The 21,527-nt window shown below is 72.0% G+C and carries 15 protein-coding genes; 14 read left to right on the forward strand and 1 reads right to left on the reverse strand.

From position 1 onward, the window contains the following. Positions 1 to 102: 102 nt before the first annotated feature. Complete coding sequence (locus tag C569_RS0100255; RefSeq protein WP_026267528.1) at positions 103 to 1,665, reverse strand: S8 family serine peptidase; 1,563 nt, start codon at positions 1,663 to 1,665, stop codon at positions 103 to 105. 694 nt (positions 1,666 to 2,359) lie between these two features. Here C569_RS0100255 and C569_RS0100260 point away from each other — a divergent pair. From C569_RS0100260 to C569_RS0100325, 14 genes are all read left to right on the forward strand, one after another. Then, positions 2,360 to 5,164 (forward strand): carbohydrate-binding protein, encoded by a 2,805-nt coding sequence (locus C569_RS0100260; RefSeq protein ID WP_155945476.1) that lies wholly within the window; start codon positions 2,360 to 2,362, stop codon positions 5,162 to 5,164. Positions 5,165 to 5,175: 11 nt separating this feature from the next. After that, positions 5,176 to 6,852, forward strand: coding sequence for a ThuA domain-containing protein (locus C569_RS29525; protein ID WP_018783807.1), 1,677 nt, complete (start codon positions 5,176 to 5,178; stop codon positions 6,850 to 6,852). Positions 6,853 to 7,288: 436 nt separating this feature from the next. Then, a complete protein-coding gene (locus tag C569_RS29530) occupies positions 7,289 to 8,491 on the forward strand; it encodes an ROK family transcriptional regulator (RefSeq protein WP_018783808.1) in 1,203 nt (400 codons plus the stop codon). After that, complete coding sequence (locus tag C569_RS0100275) at positions 8,488 to 10,011, forward strand: sugar ABC transporter ATP-binding protein (RefSeq protein ID WP_018783809.1); 1,524 nt, start codon at positions 8,488 to 8,490, stop codon at positions 10,009 to 10,011. The genes C569_RS29530 and C569_RS0100275 overlap by 4 nt, the downstream gene beginning before the upstream one ends. Continuing rightward, on the forward strand, positions 10,008 to 11,132 hold the full coding sequence (locus C569_RS0100280; protein WP_018783810.1) for an ABC transporter permease: 1,125 nt from the start codon (positions 10,008 to 10,010) through the stop codon (positions 11,130 to 11,132). The genes C569_RS0100275 and C569_RS0100280 overlap by 4 nt, the downstream gene beginning before the upstream one ends. 104 nt (positions 11,133 to 11,236) lie before the next feature. Then, positions 11,237 to 12,292 (forward strand): substrate-binding domain-containing protein, encoded by a 1,056-nt coding sequence (locus tag C569_RS0100285; RefSeq protein ID WP_018783811.1) that lies wholly within the window; start codon positions 11,237 to 11,239, stop codon positions 12,290 to 12,292. A gap of 35 nt (positions 12,293 to 12,327) precedes the next feature. Continuing rightward, entirely contained in the window at positions 12,328 to 13,527 is a 1,200-nt protein-coding gene (locus C569_RS0100290; RefSeq protein WP_018783812.1) for a Gfo/Idh/MocA family oxidoreductase, read from the forward strand. Between the two features lie 630 nt (positions 13,528 to 14,157). Continuing rightward, positions 14,158 to 15,318, forward strand: coding sequence for an inositol-3-phosphate synthase (locus C569_RS0100295; protein WP_018783813.1), 1,161 nt, complete (start codon positions 14,158 to 14,160; stop codon positions 15,316 to 15,318). Then, the gene (locus C569_RS0100300; RefSeq protein WP_018783814.1) at positions 15,302 to 16,270 is read left to right on the forward strand and encodes an SCO3242 family prenyltransferase; all 969 of its coding nucleotides are present in this window, start codon (positions 15,302 to 15,304) and stop codon (positions 16,268 to 16,270) included. Before C569_RS0100295 ends, C569_RS0100300 begins: the two co-directional genes overlap by 17 nt. Next, positions 16,267 to 17,268 (forward strand): sugar phosphate isomerase/epimerase, encoded by a 1,002-nt coding sequence (locus C569_RS0100305; RefSeq protein ID WP_018783815.1) that lies wholly within the window; start codon positions 16,267 to 16,269, stop codon positions 17,266 to 17,268. The genes C569_RS0100300 and C569_RS0100305 overlap by 4 nt, the downstream gene beginning before the upstream one ends. A 135-nt stretch (positions 17,269 to 17,403) precedes the next feature. Further along, positions 17,404 to 18,027 carry an EboA domain-containing protein gene (locus C569_RS0100310; protein WP_018783816.1) on the forward strand — a complete coding sequence of 208 codons (624 nt, stop codon included), beginning with the start codon at positions 17,404 to 17,406 and terminating at the stop codon, positions 18,025 to 18,027. Next, the gene (locus C569_RS0100315) at positions 18,028 to 18,879 is read left to right on the forward strand and encodes a TatD family hydrolase (RefSeq protein ID WP_018783817.1); all 852 of its coding nucleotides are present in this window, start codon (positions 18,028 to 18,030) and stop codon (positions 18,877 to 18,879) included. Continuing rightward, on the forward strand, positions 18,879 to 20,099 hold the full coding sequence (gene eboE / locus C569_RS0100320) for a metabolite traffic protein EboE (RefSeq protein ID WP_018783818.1): 1,221 nt from the start codon (positions 18,879 to 18,881) through the stop codon (positions 20,097 to 20,099). The genes C569_RS0100315 and eboE overlap by 1 nt, the downstream gene beginning before the upstream one ends. Then, positions 20,096 to 21,511 (forward strand): alkaline phosphatase family protein, encoded by a 1,416-nt coding sequence (locus C569_RS0100325; RefSeq protein WP_018783819.1) that lies wholly within the window; start codon positions 20,096 to 20,098, stop codon positions 21,509 to 21,511. Before eboE ends, C569_RS0100325 begins: the two co-directional genes overlap by 4 nt. Positions 21,512 to 21,527 lie beyond the last annotated feature (16 nt).

Genomic DNA, 21,527 nt, shown 5'->3' on the forward strand with positions numbered 1-21,527 from the left:
GTTTCGCGCAATGGCGGGCTGCCGACAGGGCACTTCAGACAGGTGCGGCCGGCTCGCGTGGCGGCGAGCCGGCCGCACCGTCGTGCGGTGTGGGTGGCGTGATCAGACGGTGAGGGTCCAGGTGTTGAGGTAGCCGGTGTCGGCGGAGTAGACGTCGCGCACCTGCAGCCGCCAGGTGCCGTCGGCCGCCTCCGAGGAGAGGTTGACGGTGTAGGTGGCGTTGACGTTGTCGGCGCTGTCGGAACCGCTGCTGTTCTTCAGCCGGTAGCTCGTGCCGTCCGGTGCGAGCAGGTCGACGACCAGGTCCCCGCGGTAGGTGTGGACGATGCTGACCGCGACGGTGGCGGTCGCCGAGGCGGCGCGTCCGCAACCGGAGATGGTGATGGCGCTGGTCACGGCGGAACCGGCGTCGGGGATCGCCACGTCGGTGCCGTTGGTCCCGGTGCAGCCGGGCGGCGGGGGCGGGGGCGGCGGGGTGCTGCCGTTGACGACGTAGAGCAGCTTGTTGGGGGAGCCGGTGCCGGGACTGGTCACGACGTTGCTGGTGGCGTTGTCGACCAAATAGTCGCGGACCTGCTGCGGGGTCCAGGACGGGTTGGCGCTGACGACCAGCGCCGCCGCGCCGACCACGTGCGGGGTTGCCATCGAGGTGCCGCTGATGGTGTTGGTGGCCGTGTTGCTGCTGTTCCAGGCGGAGGTGATCGACGAGCCGGGCGCGAAGATGTCCACGCAGGTGCCGATGTTGGAGAACGACGAGCGGGCGTCGCTGCTGGTGGTCGAGCCGACCGTGATGCCCTCGGCGGTGCGCGCCGGTGAGCTGTTGCAGGCGTTCGCGCCGTAGTCGTTGCCGGCGGCCAGGCCGTAGGTGATGCCGGACGCGATGGAATTGCGCACCGCGGCGTCCAGCGTGGTGTCGACGCCACCGCCGAGGCTCATGTTGGCGACGGCGGGCTTGACCGCGTTGGCGGTGACCCAGTCGACACCGGAGACGACGCCGGCGGTGGTGCCGCTGCCGGCGCAGTTGAGCACCTTGACCGCGACCAGTTGCGCGCCCTTTGCCACGCCGTACGCGGAGCCGCCGACGGTGCCGGCGACGTGGGTGCCGTGGCCGTTGCAGTCGGTGTTGTTGGTGTCGACCGTGTTGGTGCCCCAGGTGGCCCGGCCGCCGAAGTCGGTGTGCGTGGTGCGGATGCCGGTGTCGATGATGTAGGCGCGCACGTTGCTGGCGGTGTTCGGGTAGGTGTAGGAGTTGTCCAGCGGCCGGTTGCGCTGGTCGATCCGGTCCAGGCCCCAGGAAGGCGGGTTGGTCTGGGTGCCGCTGATCGACACGGTGTGGTTCTGCTGCACGTACGCCACGTCCGGGTCGGCGGCGATCCGGGCCGCGGCGCTCGCGTCGACCCGCACCTCGAAGCCGCGCAACGCGGCCCCCCAGGTGCGGGCGACCGCCCCACCGTGCCGACCGGTCAGCCGCCGGGCGGTGTCACCGACCCGGGCCCGGGTGACCGAGGCATCCCTGAACACGACGATGTAGCTGTCTGCGACAGCGGTGGCACCGCCCGCATCCCGGACCACGCCGACCCGGTCGGCCGCCATGGCGGGGGTGGCCGCCATCAGCATCGTCAGGGCCGCGGCCCCGGCGAGTGCGGACTTGCACGATGGACGCATCGCGTTCCTCCTCCAGCCGGAGCCGGGGCGTCGCGCTGCGGTGGCAGTGCGATCGATCGGCGCCGATTGACGACGATCGTAGGAGTCGTCCCGCCCTCAGGTAAATAGCAGATGATGGATACTTCGGAGATATGACGGGCATCGGGCGCACCGTCGAGCGCGGGCGGCGCCGGCGCGGGGAGGAAGCCCGTCGGCCGCGAACGCGGCGACATCACCGACCCCTCGGCCTGCTGCGGGTCGGCTGTCCGGGTCACCGGCTCGGCCGGACGGCGAACCTACGCCCCCCAAGCGGCCGGCGCAGCTCGACACCAATCGACAAAGCCGGATTCTTTTGGAGCAGGTGTTGCGCCCCCACCGTCCGTTGTGGTTTGTTTGTTGGGCCACCGGACGAACGGAGCGAACCCCCGAACCGGACCTTCCGGTCCTGCTCCCAGGGCTCCGGGGCAACCACACCACGGGCTCCGGAGCTTCTCGGTGCCGACCGGTCGGCGGACGTCACGAGCGATGTCGCCGGTCGTGGCGACGAGGGGTCCCGAAGCGCACGCTGACGGCCTCGGCACCCGTCACGCGGCTCCACCACCACCGCGGCTCCACCACCACCACCGCGGCTCCACCACCACCGCGGCACCCCCACCCCGGCATCAGCGCGGCGGCGCGCGCTCTGCCTGACTGACTCACAGTTCAGGAGAGGTAGATGCTCATGTCCCCGTCCCGTCCCGGGCGTCGATCGCGACTGCTGCACGCCGTGCTGCTGGCCTTCACCACCACCACGATGGTCGTCGGCGTGCAGTCTCCGGGGAGCGCCCACAGCGTCGATCCCGCCGACTACCAAGCCGTCCAGCTCGCCTCGGGCAGTGGCGACGTCGGCCAGCCGATGTCGTTGGCCCTCCTGCCCAATCTCTCCGTCGTGCACACCGCGCGCGACGGAACGGTCCGGATCACCGACAAGAACGGCAGCACCAGCGTTGCCGGGAAGCTCACCGTCTACACCCATGACGAAGAGGGCCTGCAGGGCGTCGGGGTCGACCCCAACTTCGCCAGCAACCGGTACATCTACCTCTACTACTCGCCGAAGCTGTCGACGCCGAGCGGCGACGCCCCGAAAACCGGCACCCAGGCGGACTGGAACGCGTGGAAGGGCGAGTTCTGGCTTTCCCGCTTCGTGCTCAAGACCAACAACACGTTGGATCTCGCCAGCGAGAAGGTGGTGCTCAAGGTCCCGAGCGACCGCGGCCTGTGCTGCCACGCCGGCGGCGACATCGACTTCGACGCGCAGGGCAACCTGTACCTGACCACCGGCGACGACACCAACCCGTTCGAGTCCTCCGGATCGTCACCGATCGACGAGCGCGCCGACCGCAACCCGCAGTTCGATGCTCAGCGGACCTCCGCCAACACAAACGACCTGCGGGGCAAGCTGCTCCGGATCAAAGTGAACGCGGACGGTTCGTACTCCATCCCGACCGGGAACCTCTTCGCGCCCGGTACCGCGAAGACCCGCCCGGAGATCTACGCCATGGGCTTCCGCAACCCGTTCCGAATGAGTGTCGACAAGCCCACCGGGATCGTCTATCTGGGCGAGTACGGCCCTGACGGCGGCGCGGTGGCCGGCCGTGGACCGGCCGGGCAGGTCGAGTTCAACCGGATCACCGGACCGGGCAACTACGGATGGCCGTACTGCACCGGGCTGAACACCAGCGCGGAGACGTACTGGGAGTGGACCTTCCCCAGCGGTCCGGCGACCGGGCAGTACAACTGTGCGGCACCGGTCAACAACTCGTTCCGCAACACCGGTCTGACCAACCTTCCGGCGGCCAAGCCCTCCTGGATCCGCTACGGCGGCTCCGCCGGTTCCCCGCCCGAGTTCGGCAGCGGATCGGAGTCGCCGATGGGCGGCCAGGTCTACCGCTACGACGCCGCCAGCGCGTCGACAGTCAAGTTCCCGTCGGCACTGAACGGGCATTACTTCGCTGCCGAGTACGGCCGTAAGTGGATCAAGGTCATCGACATGAACTCGGACGGGAGCTACGGTGCGATAAACAGCTTCCCCTGGTCCGGTGGGCAGATCATCGACACCGCGTTCGGTTCGGACGGGGCCTTCTACGTGCTCGACTACGGTGGTAACAACGCCACCCCGGGGATCTACCGGATCGAGTACATCGGCGGCGGGAACAAGGCGCCAAAGGCCGTAGTGACCGCGAACAAGACCTCCGGTCCGGCGCCGCTGACCGTGAGCTTCTCATCGGCCGGCTCGTCCGATCCCGACGGTGGGACGTTGACCTACTCCTGGAACTTCGGCGACGGGACCAGCTCCGCCGCCGCGAACCCGACGAAGACCTTCAGCAGCAACGGGACCTATCCGGTGACCCTCACCGTCCGTGACCCGCAGGGCGCCACCGGTACCGCAAACCTCACGGTGACCGTCGGCAACACCGCCCCGACCGTTACCTTCCAGGCCCCGACGACCGGGACGCTGTTCAGCTTCGGCGACTCGGTGCCGTTTCAGATCGGCGTCACCGACCCCGAGGAAGCCGCGATCGACTGCACGAAGGTCACCCTGACCTACCTGCTCGGTCACGACGAGCACGCTCACCAGATCACCTCCCGGACGGGCTGCTCCGGGACGATCACCATTCCGGTGGACGGGGAACACGACGAGACCGCGAACATCTACGGCGTCCTGCAGGCCAGCTACACCGACACCGCCGGGGCAACCGGCACCGCACAGGTCATCCTGCAGCCGCGGCACCGGCAGGCTGAGCACTACTCCACCCAGTCCGGGGTGCAGAAGGCCAGCCACAGCAACGCCGAGGGCGGCACGACGGTCGGCTTCGTGAACAACGGCGACTGGATCGCATTCCAGCCGTACCGGCTCAACAACGCCACCGCTTTCACCGCCCGGGTCTCGTCGGCCGGTGCCGGCGGCACCATCCAGGTGCGGTACGGCTCGGCCACCGGGACACTGCTCGGCTCGGTCACCGTGCCGGTCACCGGGAACTGGAACACCTTCACCGAGGTGAGCACTGCGCTGGCCGCCGCACCGAACGGGAGCGGTCCGCTGTACCTCGTCTTCAACGGTGGCGCCGGCAGCCTGTTCGACCTGGACGCGTTCACCTTCGCCACCGGCACCGAGGCGGAGTCGTTCAGCTCGCAGTCCGGGGTGAAGGTGGCCGGCCACCTCAACGCCAGCGGCGGAAAGACGGTCGGCTTCATCAACGACGGGGACTGGACCGGGTACGCGGCAGTGAACACCGCCGGGAAGACGTCCTTCACCGCGCGGGTCTCCTCAGGCAACGCGGGCGGCACCATCCAGATCCGCTCGGGCTCGGCGACCGGCACCCTGCTCGGCTCGGTGTCGGTGCCGGCGACTGGCGGGTGGGAGACCTTCCAGCACGTCTCGACCACACTGACCGGCTCCGCGTCCGGCCCGCTCCACCTGGTGTACCGCGGGTCCGGCACCGGATACCTGTTCGACGTCGACTCCTTCGTTCTGTCCTGAGGGGAGATGCCATGAAAGCCATCCGGCTCTCGGCCACACTCGCAGCCGTCCTGCTGCTGGTCGGTGGTCTCGCTCCGTCGGTGTCGGCTGCCGACCCCGCTTACCAGGTACTGGTCTTCTCCAAGACCGCGGGTTTCCGGCACGGCTCGATCGCCGCCGGCGTCCAGGCGGTGCGCGACCTCGGTGCGGCGAACAACTTCACCGTCACCGCGACCGAGGACGCGAACACCTTCACCACCGCCAACCTCGCCCAGTTCGAGGCGGTGGTCTTCCTGAACACCACGGGCGACGTGCTCAACACCAGCCAGCAGGACGCCTTCCAGGCGTACATCGAGGGCGGTGGCGGGTTCGTCGGGGTGCACGCGGCAGCCGACACCGAGCACGGCTGGCCCTGGTACGGCCAGCTGGTGGGTGCCCGGTTCGTGTCCCACCCGGCGGTCCAGTCGGCCCAGGTACGGGTGGAGAGCCGGGCGCACGCCGCGACCGCACACCTGCCGCAGACCTGGACCCGCACCGACGAGTGGTACAACTACCACGTCAACCCGCGGTCGTCCGCGCGAGTGCTGGCCAGCCTCAACGAGACCAGCTACTCCGGCGGCACCATGGGAGACCACCCGATTGTCTGGTGCCGCTCGATCTCCGCCGGCCGGTCGTTCTACACCGGGGGTGGGCACACCGACGCCTCCTTCACCGATCCGACGTTTCGCACCCACCTGCTGGGCGGGATCCGGTACGCGGCCGGCTTCGCGAAGTTCGACTGCCGAGCGGAGACCGGCTATACCACCCTCTACGGCGGGTCGACCGCCGGCTGGACGCAGGCCGGACCGGGTGGTTTCACCAACAGTGACGCGACCCTCAGCTCCTTTGGCGGCCGGGGCGTCTACTGGCACTCGGCCAAGGCGTTCCGGTCGTACTCCCTGAAGCTCGACTGGCGGCTGGCCGGCTCGGACGACTCCGGCGTGATGATCGGCGCGGACAGCACGTCCGGGACCACCCCGGCCGGCGGCTACGAGGTCCAGATCGGCGGCTCCGGCTCGGCGAACCAGGTGACCGGGGCGGTCTACGGGGCGAAGGCGCCGAACGCGTCGGCCCGGGACGCGGCGCTGAACCCGCCCGGCAGCTGGAACACCTACGAGCTGCTGGTGGAGGGCGAACGGATCCGGGTGTTCCTCAACGGCGTGCAGATCAACGATTTCACCAGCACCGACCAGAGCCGGAGTCTGCAGGGTTACATCGGCGTCCAGAACAGCGCGGCCGGTGACGGGGTTGCGTTCCGTAACATCCGGATCAGGGAGCTTGTCACATCCGTCAAGGTGGAGGGGGAATCCTATTCGATGTCGTCCGGAGTGCAGATCGCGAATCACTCGTCCGCCAGCGGAGGAAAGACCGTCGGATACGTCAACAATGGCGACTGGGTGGGGTACGCGGCGGTGAGCGCCGCCGGCCGGACGTCTTTCTCCGCCCGCGTCTCCTCGGCAACCGCCGGCGGCACCATCGAGGTCCGGTCCGGCTCGGCCACGGGAGCGCTGCTCGGGTCGGTGGCGGTACCGGGCACCGGCGGCTGGGGCACCTTCACCACGGTCAGCACCGCCCTGAGCAGCACCGGAACCGGCTCGCTCCACCTGGTCTTCAAGGGCGGCGGCGGATATCTGTTCGACGTCGACTGGCTCAGCCTCGACGGCGGCTAGGCAGCCGGTGGGGCCGGCGGACGCACCCGCCGGCCCCACCGCACCCCATCCGACCGGAGCGGCACCCGCTGCGCCGGCGACCGCGGCACTGGTGCCGAATAGGCTCGTCCGGGTCTCGCACAGTTATGTGCGAGATGCGTTCCGCCGGGCGGGAATAGGAGCACGTGTGTGCTGCCGGCAGAGCGTGCAATCGTTTCGTGAGTAGTCGGAGGCAGTGATCGGTGTCGTTGCTGAAGTGTTACGAAAGTATTTATTTCTCGGTCTTGTCGAGCCTCTCGGTCGCCTCTAACTTGATAGCCGACACGGCAGGGCGACCAAAGCGGCGGGGAAGGGGGTGAGACGGTTGGTCGTACAGGTTGAACCAACCGCCGCCCCGGCGCAGCCGGCAGATCTTCCGGCCGATCAGACCACTGTTCGCCGTTCCAACCTCTCCCTGGTGCTGCGTTACCTGAACACCAGGGGCCCGGCGTCCCGGGCGGCCATCGCCGCCGAGACCGGGCTGAACAAGACCACCGTCTCCAGCCTGATCAGCGAGCTGCAGGCCCGCGGCCTGGTGGTCGAGACCGGCCTGCGGCAGGCCGGCGCAGTTGGCCGCCCCGGGCGGGTGATCTCCCTCGACGGGGCCACCGTCGGCGCGCTCGGGCTGGAGATCAACGTCGACTACATCGCCACGCACGGCCTGGACCTGACCGGGCGGACGCTGATCGACCGGCGGATCGGCTTCGACGCGATGGGTTCCGATGTCGACCGTTCGCTGGAGCGGCTCGTCGCGGTGGTGCGCGAGGCGCTGGCCGACCTCGCCGCGGCGCGGCTACGGGTCATGGGGATCACGGTGGCGGTCCCCGGGCTGGTGAACGTGGAGACCGGCACCGTGCTGTACGCACCCAACCTCGGCTGGCGGGACGTCCCGGTGGCGCAGCGGCTGGCCGCTGGCTCGGCCCCGATCCCGGTGCGGGTCGACAACGACGCCAACCTGGCCGCCCTGGCCGAGTACACGGCGGGCGTGGCGGCCGGCACCCCCGATCTGGTCTACCTGACCGGGGAGGTCGGTGTCGGCGGTGGGGTCATCTCCGGCGGTCGGCTGCTGCGTGGTGGCGACGGCTTCGCCGGGGAGGTCGGTCACCTTCCGGTCGATCCGAACGGTGACCTGTGCGGCTGCGGGCGGACCGGGTGTTGGGAAACCAAGGTCGGCCTCGCGGCGCTGCTGCGGATGGCGGCGCCGGATCACGCCTACGGGCGCCCCGACAGCGGCCCGGTCCGGGTGCCGGAGGAGCGCCTGACGGAGATCGAACGCCGGCAGGCGGCGGGGGATCCCCGGGTCGAGCAGGCTCTGCGCGAGATCGCGCGGTGGCTCGGCATCGGCGGTGCCATCCTGGCCAACCTGCTGAACCCGCGGGTGATCGTCCTGGGCGGCTACTTCGCCCGGTTCCGCGGACATCTCATCGCCGAGGCGCAGGCGCAGCTGGACCGGTTGGTCGTGGCCGGGGCGGATGCCCGGTGCCAGTTCGTCGCCTCCGAACTCGACTTCCGGGCCGCCGCTCACGGCGCAGCCCACGTCGCGGTCGAACAGGTCCTCGCCGACCCGACGATGGTCGCCATGCTTCCTGCCAAGTCCCAACCCACCTGGAGGCGCCGATGACCGCCGAGACCGTGCTGCGGCTCACCGACGTGGTGAAGACCTTCCCGGGCGTGCGCGCCCTCGACGGGGTTCAGTTGGCGGTCCGTGCCGGCGAGGTGCACTGCCTGCTCGGGCAGAACGGCGCCGGCAAGTCCACACTCATCAAGGTGCTGGCCGGGGTGCACCGGCCGGATTCCGGGACCGTCGAGTGGCGCGGCGAGCCGGTGACCTTCGCCAACCCCCAGGCGGCGATGCGCGCCGGCATCGCCACCATCTACCAGGAGCTCGACCTCGTCGAGGACTTGTCGGTCGCGGAGAACGCCTTCCTCGGCCACGAGCCGCGCCGGTTCGGCTTCGTTCAGCGCGGCCACATGGCGCGGCGGACGCGGCAGATATTCGGCCGGCTCGGTCACGCGGAGATCCCGCCGAACCGGATGGTCCGTTCGCTGCCGGCCGCCGCCAAGCAGGTGGTCAGCATGGCCCGGGCGCTGTCGCACGAGGCCCGCCTGATCATCATGGACGAGCCGAGTGCGGTGCTGGCGCACGACGAGGTCGGCAACCTGTTCCGGATCATCCGGGAGCTGACCGCCCAGGGCATCGCCGTCATCTACATCTCCCACCGGCTCGAGGAGATCCGCGAGATCGGCGACCGGGTCACCGTACTGAAAGACGGCCGGACCACCGCGGCGAACCTGTCGGCCCGCGAGACCCCGACCCGCGACCTGGTCTCCCGGATGACCGGCCGCAGCATCGAGTACGTCTTCCCGGACCGCCCCGTCGAGGCGGCGGCCGGTGCGGAACTGCTTCGCGTCGACGGGCTGACCCGGGCCGGCGAGTTCGCCGACGTGTCGCTGTCCGTACGGGCGGGCGAGATCGTCGGTATAGCCGGACTGGTCGGTTCCGGCCGGTCGGAGCTGCTGGAGACCATCTACGGCGCCCGCCGGGCCGATGGCGGCACCGTCACGATGGGCGGGAAGGCGCTGCGTCCGGGCAGCGTGGGCGCGGCGGTCCGCGCCGGCCTCGGCATGGCGCCGGAGGAGCGAAAGAGTCAGGCGTTGCTGCTGGGCGAACCGATCTACCGCAACGTCACGCTGGCCACCTTCGGCCGGTACGCCCGAGGCGGGTTCACCGACACGGGCAAGGAACAGGTCGAGGCGGACCGCATCGCCGACAGCCTCGACCTGCGCCCCCGGGACGTCCGCCGGTCCGTGCGCACCCTCTCCGGTGGCAACCAGCAGAAGGTCGTGGTCGGGCGGTGGCTGCTCGGCGACACGAAGCTGTTGCTGCTGGACGAGCCGACCCGGGGCGTGGACGTCGGCGCCAGGACGGAGTTGTACCAGGTGATCCGCGCTCTCGCCGCCCAGGGCGTCGGCGTCCTGCTGGTCTCCAGTGAGGTCCCCGAGGTGCTTGGTCTGGCCGACCGGGTGCTGGTCATGCGGGAGGGCCGGGTCGTCCGCACGGCCCCGGCCACCGAACTCGACGAGAACACCGTGCTCGACCTCGTCATGGCGGGGTCCCTGATGGAAGGCGCACCGGCATGAGTGACGTGAAGGACACCTCTACCGCCGCGCCGGCGCGCGGGACGGATCTCCCGGCGCAGTCACCGCCGGTCGACCCGGCGGAGACCGTCCTGGCCAGTGAGAAGGCAGGCGGCAGGCTCTCCTGGTGGCACGGCGAGGGGGGCGAGGGCGCTCGGCGCAACCTTGCCCTGATCGGGGTCCTGGTCGTGCTGGTCATCATCGGCGCGGCCACCCGCTCCGATCTCTACTCCCGACCGGACTGGGTCTGGAACAACGTGTTGAGCATCCTCAAGCTCGCCTCGGTGGTCGGTGTGGTCACGGTCGGCATGACCTTCGTGATGATCGGCGGCGGCATCGATCTGTCGGTCGGCGCGATCGTCGCCCTTGCCGGAGTCTGGTGCACCACGGTCGCGACGCAGAGCTACGGCGCCGGCGGCATGATCTTCAGCGCCCTCACCGTCGGGATGGCGGTCGGCTTGGTAAACGGTCTGCTGATCTCGTACGGGCGGCTGGTGCCGTTCATCGCGACCCTGGCGATGCTGGTGGCGGCCCGCGGACTGGCCGCGGAGATCTCCGACAAGCAGACGCAGGTCTCGGACAACGGCTTCATCAACGGCCTGGCCAGTAGCAACGTGCTCGGCATTCCGCTGCTGGTCTACATCCTCGCCGCCGTCGTGGCCGCCGGCTGGGTGCTGCTCAACCGCACCACGTTCGGCCGCCGCACCGTCGCGGTCGGCGGCAACCCGGAAGCGGCCCGGCTGGCCGGCATCGACGTCAAGCGGCACACCCTGCTGCTCTACGCGCTCTCCGGTCTCTGCTGCGGCATCGCCGCCGTCATGCTCACCGCCCAGGCGAACTCCGCCCAGGCGGCGATGGCCAACCTGTACGAGCTGGATGCGATCGCCGCCGCGATCATCGGCGGCACGCTGCTCAGCGGCGGGCGGGGGACCATCACCGGCTCGCTGCTCGGAGTGATCATCTTCGCCACGATCACCAACCTCTTCGCCATCAACGGCCTCACCACCGAGGCCCAGAACATGGTCAAGGGCGGCATCATCGTCGCCGCCGTCCTGATCCAGCAGGTGCAGTTCCGCAGCCTCACCCAGTTCCTGGGCCGAAACCGGCTCACCCGCACCACCTGACCCCGTTCGAAACACCCTGCCGCAACCCCGGGCCATCGAGACCACGGCGGACGAAACTCATACACCCGAATCCCTTCAAACATTCCTGAAAACAGGAGGTCGTCATGACCCAGCACAGCCGCGACCTGTCGCGCCGCCGGCTGCTCTTCGGCGGGGCCGCGGTCGGCGCCGGTGTCCTGCTCGCCGGCTGCACCAGCAACGAGGAGCAGCCGACCGAGGCGCAGACCAAGGCGGCCAACGCCCCCGGCGGCAACAGCGAGCCCGGCAAGCAGGTGACGATCGGCTTCTCCGCCCCGGCCGCGGACCACGGCTGGATCGCCGCCATCACCAACAACGCCAAGGCGCAGGCCGGCACGTTCTCGGACGTGGAGTTCAAGACGGTCGAGGCCGGCGCTGACGCGGCGGCCCAGCGGGCCGCGCTGTCCACGCTGATCTCGCAGAAGCCCGACGTGATCGTGCTGCTGCCGCACGACGGCAAGGAACTCAACGCCTTCGGCCTGGAGGCGATGAAGGCCGGTATCCCGGTGGTCAACCTGGACCGGGCGTTTCCGGACGCGAAGGCCTACCGGTTGCAGATCAAGGGCGACAACTACGGCATGGGCGTGGCCGCCGCCACGTACATCATCGTGCAGCTGAAGGCGAATAACGTGGCCAACCCGGTGATCGGTGAGATCGCCGGCATGGACGAGCTGGAGTTGACCCAGGAGCGGTCGAAGGGCTTCGCGGACACGCTGGCCCAGGCCGGATTCAAGGTCGCCAACCGCCGGGCCGCCCGGTTCACCGCCGACTCGGGCCAGCAGGAGGCCTCCCAGCTGCTCCAGGCCCTGCCGAGGATGGACGCCCTCTGGAACCACGACGACGATCAGGGCATCGGCGTGATGGCCGCGATCAACCAGGCCAATCGCAAGGAGTTCTTCATGGTCGGCGGTGCCGGCTCGAAGAAGGCCATCGAGGACATCCAGGCGGACGACACCCCGCTGAAGGCCACCGTCACCTACAGCCCGTCGATGGCCTCCTCGGCCATCTCGCTCGCCCGGCTCATCGGGCAGGGCAGGGGCATGTCCGACCTGGTGGAACTCCAGGTTCCCAAGGAGATCATCCTCGCCTCCGAGACGATCACGAAGGAAAACGCGGGCGACTACCTGAAGCTCGGGTTCTGACACACCGGGGGAGACCCACATTGTCCACGACAGACATGCAACTGCGGGTCGGCATGGTCGGCTACGCGTTCATGGGCGCCGCGCACTCGCAGGCGTGGCGCACCGTGAACCGGGTGTTCGACCTGCCGGCGCGGGCCCGGATGGCGCTGATCTGCGGCCGCGACGCCGGAAAGGTGTCCGAGGCGGCGGACCGGCTCGGCTGGGACACGTCCACCACCGACTGGCGTGACCTGGTCACCCGGGACGACATCGACGTGGTCGACGTCTGCACCCCGGGGGACAGTCACGCCGAGATCGCACTCGCCGCGCTGGCCGCAGGCAAGCACGTGCTGTGCGAGAAGCCGCTCGCCAACACGGTCTCCGAGGCCCGGGCGATGGCGGCTGCTGCCGCCGCCGCCCAGGCCGTCGGGGTACGGTCGATGTGCGGGTTCAACTACCGCCGGGTGCCCGCGGTCGCGATGATGCGGCAGCTGATCGCCGACGGGCGGCTGGGGGTGGTCCGGCACGTCCGGGCGACCTACCTGCAGGACTGGATCGTGGATCCGCAGTTCCCGCTGGTCTGGCGTCTGCAGAAGGACAGGGCGGGCTCCGGCGCGCTGGGGGACATCGGCGCGCACATCATCGACCTGACGCAGTTCGTCACCGGTCAACTGATCAGCGGCGTCAGCGCGGTCACCGAGACGTTCGTCAGGGAACGGCCGCTGCCGGCCGGGTCCAGCGGCCTGGCCGCCTCAGTGGACGGTGACGGGCACCACCCGTCCGTCGGTCCGGTGACGGTCGACGATGCCGCGGTGTTCGTGGCCCGACTGGACGGCGGCGCGCTGGCCACGTACGAAGCGAGCCGGTTCGCCACCGGCCGCAAGAACGCCCTCCGGGTGGAGATCAACGGGTCGCTCGGCTCGGTGGTCTTCGACCTGGAGCGCCTCAACGAGCTGGAGTTCTACGACGCGACGCGACCCACCGCCGAGCAGGGCTTCAGCCGGATCCTGGTGACCGAGGGCGAGCACCCGTACATGTCGGCCTGGTGGCCGCCGGGCCACATCATCGGGTACGAGCACTCCTTCACCCACCAGATGCGGGACTTCATCGAGGCGGTGGCGACCGGGGTCGACCCGACGCCGTCCTTCTCCGATGCCCTGCAGGTCCAACTGGTGCTGGACGCGGTGACCCGGTCGGCCGAGCTGGGGTCCTCGTGGGCCGACGTGGAGCCGGCGCTGGTGACGGCCACCGCCTGAGACGCCTCCGGTACCGACCGGCGAGGACCGGCCGCGGTTGCGCCCCGCGGCCGGGTGCGGGTCGGGACCGGAGTACGTGCCAACGGGTTGCGGCCCGGGGGCGCGAGCAAGACGGTCGTCCGGTGCGGCCGGATCGGGATTCCCCGGTCGCACCGGAGGACCGCCGCCCCACCACCCACCACTCCGGGCGGCGCTCCACACGCCGTCCACCAGCAGCTCGGCCGGCGTCGCCGCGCGTCGCCGCTCGATCGTCCCGCTGCCGTCCGGCCGCGGTCACCCGGCTACCGGAGGACGCCGTGCCCTCATCAGCATCGCCCACCCGCCCCCTGCCCTCCCGTCAGTTCCGGGTGGACCGCGTCTGACGAGTCGTCCGGCCGGGCGCGGCGTCGTCCCGCTCGGGCCGGATGCGGGGGAGGCAGGGGCGAGACGCCGACCGTCCCTGCCTGCCAGCCCCGTCCGTCCGTACTCGCGCCGGATGCCGGCCCGGTGCCGTCACCGCCGACTTCGGCGCCGGCCGGCGAACCGGTCCCGGAGCGGGCGGCGGACGGGGCCCATCCGCACCGGAGACGGTTTCCGAACCGTCTTTTCGTATCTGTCAGATTCCTGGTTCCTCCGAGCGGAAGGAGCGTCATGCGTACGGGTGTCTGGCTGGTGGGGGCGCGCGGCTCGGTCGCGACCACCAGCATCGTCGGGGCGCTCGCCCTACGGGCCGGGCTGACCGGTCCGACCGGGTGCGTCACCGAGCTGCCCGGCGTGCGCGGGCCCGCCCTGCCGGCCTTCGCCGACATGGTCCTCGGCGGGCACGACGTCGTAACCACGCCGCTCGCCAAGCGGGCCGAGTCACTGGCCGCCGCGGGCGTCCTACCGGGCCGCCTGGTCGCCGCGCTGTCGGAGGAATTGGCGGCGGTCGAGCGGGAGTTGCGCCCCGCTCCCAGCGCAGGGACGCAGGCCGACCGGGCCGCGGCCATCGCGCACGACCTCACCGACTTCCGGCAACGGCACGGGCTGCCCTGCGTGGTGGTGGTCAACGTCGCCGCTACCGAGCCGGCACCCCGCCCGCACCCGGGCCACGCCGATCCGGCCGCGCTGCGGGCGGCTCTCGCCGGTCCCGACGAGGTGCTGCCACCCAGCTCGCTGTACGGGTACGCGGCGGTGACGACGGGCTGCCCGTACGTCGACTTCACCCCGTCCACCGGCCTGCGGCTGCCCGCACTGGCCGCGCTGGCCGACGCGCACCGGGTGCCGTACGCGGGTCACGACGGCAAGACCGGGGAGACCCTGATCAAGTCGGTGCTCGCCCCGATGTTCGCGATGCGGCACCTCGCCGTCCGGTCCTGGTCGGGTGTCAACCTGCTCGGCGGTGGCGACGGCGCGACGCTCGCCGACCCGGCAGCCAACGCCGCCAAGGTGCGCAGCAAGCAACGCGTGCTCGGCGAGACCCTCGGCTACCTCCCGCAGGGCGGCAGCCGCATCGAGTACGTCGAGGAGCTGGGCGACTTCAAGACCGCGTGGGATCTGGTCACCTTCGCTGGGTTCCTCGGCACCGGCATGCGGCTGGAGTTCAGCTGGCACGGCTGCGACTCGGCGCTCGCCGCGCCGCTGGTGCTCGACCTGGCCCGGCTGACCGCCGCGGCGCAGGCCACCGGCGTCGCGGGTCCCCTGACCGATCTCGCCTTCTTCTTCAAGGACCCGCTCGGCGACCCTTCCCACGCGCTCGCCGATCAGTGGGCCCGGCTGTGCGCCCTAGCCCACCGGCTGCACTCCGGAGGTGCCGATGCCCCGCCTCACTGACCTTGCCGAACTGGTCCGGGCGCCGGCCGCGCTGTCGGTGCCGGGAGACGTCGTTGCCGGTGCTGCCGCGGCGGGGGCGCTCGGTGCACGTACGCCCGCCCTGGCGACCGCCTCGGTGCTGCTGTACTGGGCCGGCATGGCCGCCAACGACTGGGCCGACCGGCGGCTCGACGCGGTCGAACGCCCGGACCGGCCGATCCCCAGCGGCCGGGTCGCCCCCGGCCTCGCGCTCGGCCTTGCCTCCGGCCTCACCGCCGCCGGGGTCGGGCTCGCCGCCGCCGCCGGAGGTCGGCGCGCGGCCGCCGTCGCGCTCCCGCTCGCCACCGTGGTCTGGGCGTATGACCTGGCCGCCAAGAACACCGCCGCCGGTCCGGCCGTCATGGCCGCCTGCCGGGGGCTGGACGTCCTCCTCGGTGCCTCCGGCGGCCGGCCGGTGCGGGCGCTGCCCGCGGCGGCGACCGTCGCCGCCCACACCTGGACCGTCACCGCCCTCTCCCGCCGCGAGGTTGACGGTGCCGATGCGGGCCTGCCGGTGCGGACCCTCGCCGGCACCGTCCTGGTCGCGGCCAGCGCCGTGCTTCCGTCCGCCCTCGACCGGCGCCTCGGCCGCGACCGGCGCGTCTGTTCGGACGCCGCCGCACCCCGCGCGGGCGCCGGCCCGCCCGGCCGGTCCCGGGGGCCCGGCCGGGGGAGCCCGGCAGCCGCCCTGGCCGCGGCCCTGCCCGTGGCACTGACCGGCTGGTACGTCGCCCGGTACGGCGCCGCCCAGCTACGGGTGGTCGCCGAGCCCACGGCCAGCCGGGTGCGCGCGGCCGTCGGCGTCGGTATCACCGGCCTGCCCACCCTGCAGGGCGCGCTGACCGCGCGGGCCGGTGCCGGCCTGCTGGGGCTGGCGGTGGCGGCGGCCGCGCCACTGTGCCGACGGCTCGCCCGGAAGGTCTCTCCGACATGACCGCCGCCCGCCCGCCCGCTCCCCGCACCGACCGGCCGCCCCACCACAGTGGCCCGGCCACCGGGGAGACCGGCGGCGGGCTGCGGTTCGGGTACGGCACCAACGGCTTCGCCAACCATCGCCTCGACGAGGCGCTCGCGGTGATCGCCGACCTCGGCTACGCCGGCGTCGCCCTCACCCTGGACCACGATCACCTCGACCCGTTCGCACCCGGCCTCGCGCGGCGCGTCGACGCCGTCGCCCGTCGGCTGTCCGCGCTCGGTCTCGGCGTGGTGATCGAGACCGGAGCCCGGTACCTGCTCGACCCGTGGCACAAGCACGCGCCCACGCTGCTGCACGACGACCCCGCCCGCCGCATCGAGTTCCTGCGGCGCGCGGTGGCCGTCGGCGCGGATCTCGGCGCCGAGGCGGTGTCCTTCTGGGCCGGCGTCCGGCCGGCGGCGGTGCCGCCCGCGGTGGCCCGGGACCGGTTGGTTGCCGGCTGCGCCACGGTGGTCGAGGCGGCCGACGCGGCCGGGGTGATGCTTGGCTTCGAGCCGGAGCCCGGGATGCTGGTCGAGGACATCGAGGACTGGCGCCGGCTGTCGGCCGCCCTCGGCGGCCCGGACCGCTTCGGCATCACCCTCGACATCGGGCACTGTCGCTGCCTGGAGCCGCTGCCGGTGCCCGATTGCGTCCGCGCGGTCGCAGCGCGCCTGGTCAACGTGCAGATCGACGACATGCGGCGGGGCGTACACGAGCACCTGGAGTTCGGTGCCGGCGAGATCGACTTCCCGCCGGTGCTGGCGGCGCTGCGCGAGGTCGGCTACGCCGGCCTGGTCGCGGTCGAGTTGCCGCGCCACTCGCACGCCGCGCCCGCCGTCGCCGCCCGCTCGCTGGACTTCCTGCGGGCCGCGGCGACCGGCCTGCCGGCTCCGCATGCCGCCGGGCGGCCGGTACCCGCTCCGCGGCTTTGCTCTTCCCCTACCGACGCGTCACCGGAGGCGGCGCACATGTAGGGGGAGAGCGCAGCAGTCCGGGCGTACCGCCGCCGCACCGGCGCATGCGAGGCCGGCCGAGCGCCGGACGCACCGGTTGGCACGAGGGAGAGTGCCGCCTCCCGGTTCGGGGAGTGGCGCCGACGGGAGGCATGAGTGACACCTGACGACCTACGGACGGCCCTGCGGGACGTACCGGACCCGGACTGGCTGGCGACGGCGCTGCGCCGGATCGCGGCCGAGCCGGCCGCGATCGCCCGGTTCTTTCCGGCCGCCGGCCGACGCTGCGGTCGGGCCGACCTGCCCGACCTGCCCGGCTGGACCGCCGACGAGGCGACCCGCGCGCTGCTGCTGACCAGCCTGCCGGCCGAGCACGTGGCGGGACAGGCCGAGGCGCTCTACCGGGCCGGGGACGCCGCCGAGAGGAGCGCGGTACTCAAAGCCCTGCCCCTGCTGCCGGTCGGCGCCGCCGGGGTGCCGTTGCTGCACGACGCGATCCGCACCAACGACACGCGGCTGGTCGCCGCGGCCCTCGGCCCGTACGCCCGGCACCTCGACCCGGCGGCCTGGCGGCAGGCGGTGCTCAAGTGCGTGTTCACCGGCGTGCCGCTGGCCGTGGTGGCCGATCTCGACGCCCGCGCCGACGGGACGCTGGCGGCCATGCTCGCCGCGCTCGCCGCCGAGCGGACCGCCGCCGGCCGAACCATGCCCGCCGACGCCACCGCGCTGCTCGACCGGCTCACCGCCGGCACCGGCCAACCCCACCACAGGGAGGCGTGAATGCGCATCTTCGACCCGCACATCCACATGACGTCCCGCACCACCGACGACTACGAGCGGATGGCCGCCGCGGGCGTCCGGGCCGTGGTGGAGCCGGCGTTCTGGCTGGGCCAGCCACGCACCAGCGTGGACAGCTTCGTGGACTACTTCGACTCGCTGATCGGCTGGGAGCCGTTCCGGGCCGGCCAGTTCGGCGTCCGCCACCACGCCACGGTGGCGCTGAACCCGAAGGAGGCGAACGACCCGCGCTGCCGCCCGGTGCTCGACCTGCTGCCCCGCTACCTGGAGAAGGACGGCGTGGTGGCGGTCGGCGAGATCGGGTACGACTCGATGACGCCCGAGGAGGACGAGGTCTTCGCCGCCCAGCTCGCCCTGGCGCTCGCGCACGACCTGCCGGCGCTCGTGCACACCCCGCACCGGGACAAGGCCCGCGGCGTCGAGCGCACGCTCGCGGTGGTCGCCGAGTCGGGCATCGCGCCGGGCCGGGTGGTGCTCGACCACCTGAACGAGGTGACCGTGGAGCTGGTCCGCGACACCGGCTGCTGGCTGGGCTTCTCGATCTATCCGGAGACGAAGATGTCGCCGCCGCGGATGGTGGAGCTGCTGAAGCGGTACGGCACCGAGCGGATGCTGGTGAACTCGGCGGCCGACTGGGGCCGGTCGGATCCGCTGCTGACCCGGGCCACCGGGGAGGCGATGCTGCTGGCCGGGTTCGACGCCGACGACGTGGACCGGGTGCTGTGGCGCAACCCGGTCGAGTTCTACGGCCGGTCCGGGCGGCTCGACCTGCGCGATGTGGACGCCCCGGAGTCGACGTTTGCCGGCAACTCGATCCTGCGCGGGGGCAGCTGATGCGGCTGCGGCACGCCGACGGGACCGTCGTCCACCTCGGTTACTGCACGAACGTGCACCCCGCTGAGGACCTCGCCGGCATTATCGCCCAACTCGACACCTATGCGGTACCGGTGCGCGAGCGGCTGGGTGCGGACCTGCTCGGGCTCGGCCTGTGGCTGGCCGCGCCGGTCGCCGCCGAGCTGGCCGCCGATGCCGGCGCCCGCCGGCGCCTGCGGGCCGAGCTGACCGCGCGGGCCCTGGAGGTCGTCACCCTCAACGGTTTTCCGTACGCGGCCTTCCAGGCGCCCGTTGTCAAGAGGGCGGTCTACCACCCCGACTGGACCACCCCGGGGCGGCTCGCGTACACGCTGGACCTGGCTCGGGTGCTCGCGGACCTGCTGCCCGCCGACGCGGCCCGCGGCTCGGTCTCCACCCTGCCGCTGGCCTGGCGGGATCCTTGGGACGCCGCCCGCGCGGACGCCGCCCGCCGCCGGCTCGATGAGCTCGCCGCCGGCCTCGCCGCCGTCGAACGGGACACCGGCCGCCGCGTGCGGGTCGGCTTCGAGCCGGAGCCGGGCTGTGCGGTGGAAAATACCGCGCAGGCCGTGGCTGCTCTGTCCGGAGTGGACGTCACCCGGCTCGGGATCTGTCTCGACCTGGCCCACCTCGCGTGTGCCTGGGAGGAGCCGGTGGCGGCCCTGGCGAGGCTGCGCGCTGCCGGCCTACCCGTCGTGAAGGTGCAGGTCTCGGCCGCGCTGGAGGCGGCCGACCCACTCGCCGGCGCGAACGCCCTGCGACGCTGGGTGGAACCGCGCTTCCTGCACCAGACGCGGAGTTCGGCGTGCGCGGCGGCGACCGCCGGTTCCGGCCGCGGTGCCCCGGCGGATCCGGCCGGACCCGGCTGGGCCGCCGACGACCTGGACGTTGCCCTCGACGCGGGGCTGCCCGGCCCGTGGCGGGTGCACTACCACGTGCCGCTGCATGCCCCGCCCGAACCGCCGCTGGACTCGACGCTGCCGGTGCTGCGGGCCGCGCTGGCGACGTTGTTCGCCGGCCCCGGCGCTGCCTGCGACCACCTCGATGTCGAGACGTACACCTGGGGAGTGCTGCCGGCCGCACGGCGGCCGCGCACCGCCGCGGAGCTGGCCGCGGGCATCGCGGCCGAGCTGGCCTTCACCCGCGCCGAGCTGGTGGCGCTCGGCCTGGCCCCGACCTGCCGGAAGGCGGCGACCCGGTGAGCAGGCAACTGGTCGTGCTGGACGTGGTGGGGGTGACCCCGCGGCTGCTCGCGCACATGCCCCGGCTGCGCGCGGTCGCCGACGCGGGGTTCCGCGCCGAGCTGGGCACCGTGTTGCCGGCGGTGACGTGCTCGGTGCAGTCGACGTTCCTCACCGGTGCGCCGCCCGCCGAGCACGGGATCGTCGGCAACGGGTGGTACTTCCGGGACCTCGGTGAGGTGCTGCTGTGGCGCCAACACAACGCCCTGGTCGGCGGCGAGAAGCTGTGGGAGGCGGCCCGCCGGGTAGCGCCGGGCTGGACCGTGGCGAACGTCTGCTGGTGGTACGCGATGGGCGCGGACGTGGACTGGACGGTCACGCCGCGCCCGGTCTACCACGCCGACGGGCGTAAGGACCCGGACTGCTACACCGACCCACCGGAGCTGCACGACTCGCTGACCGGAGCGCTGGGCACGTTTCCGCTCTTCTCCTACTGGGGACCGGGCGCCGGGCTCCCGTCGTCCCGGTGGATCTGCCGGGCCGCCGGGCGGCTCCTCGCCGAGCAGTCACCCGACCTGACCCTGGTCTACGTCCCGCACCTGGACTACGATCTGCAACGGTTCGGCCCGTCCGGCCCGCAGGCCGCCGCCGCGGCGGCCGAGCTGGACGCCGTGCTGGCGCCGCTGCTGGACGCCGCCCGGGAGCGGGACGCCACCGTCGTGGCGCTCTCCGAGTACGGGATCTCCGACGTGTCCCGGCCGGTGGACGTCAACCGGCTGCTGCGCTCGGAGGGGTTCCTGCGGGTGCACACGCAGGCCGGTATGGAGTACCTCGACCCGTGGACCTCCCGGGCGTTCGCGGTCGCCGACCACCAGGTCGCCCACGTGTACGTCCGGAACCCGGCCGACGTGCCGGCGGTGGCGAAGCTGTGCGCCGGGCTGCCCGGGGTGGCCGAGGTGCTCGACGCGGACGGCAAGGCGGCGTACGGGCTGCACCACCCCCGCGCGGGTGAGCTGGTGCTGGTGGCCGAGCCGGATGCCTGGTTCACGTACTACTACTGGCTCGACGACGACCGCGCGCCGGACTTCGCCCGGCTGGTGGAGATCCACCGCAAGCCCGGGTACGATCCGGCGGAGCTGTTCTTCGATCCGGCCGCCCCCGGTGCCGCGAGACGGCGGGCCGCCGTGGCGCTGGCCCGGAAGAAGCTGGGAATGCGGTACCTGATGAGCGTGGTCGGGCTCGACGCCGGCGCCCGCGCGGTCCGGGGCTCGCACGGGCGGCTGCCCACCGACGCGGACGACGGGCCGGTGCTGCTCTGCTCCGACGCGTCGGCAGCGCGGGACCGGGTCGCCGCCACCGAGGTGAAGGGGCTGCTGCTGGAACTCGCCGGACTGGCCCCGCCGCGCTGGAGTCGTTCGACGCGTTCGCGTTGATCCACGACGACATACT

The organism is Micromonospora sp. CNB394, assembly GCF_000374985.1.
GTDB classification, from domain to species: Bacteria; Actinomycetota; Actinomycetes; order Mycobacteriales; family Micromonosporaceae; genus Micromonospora; species Micromonospora marina.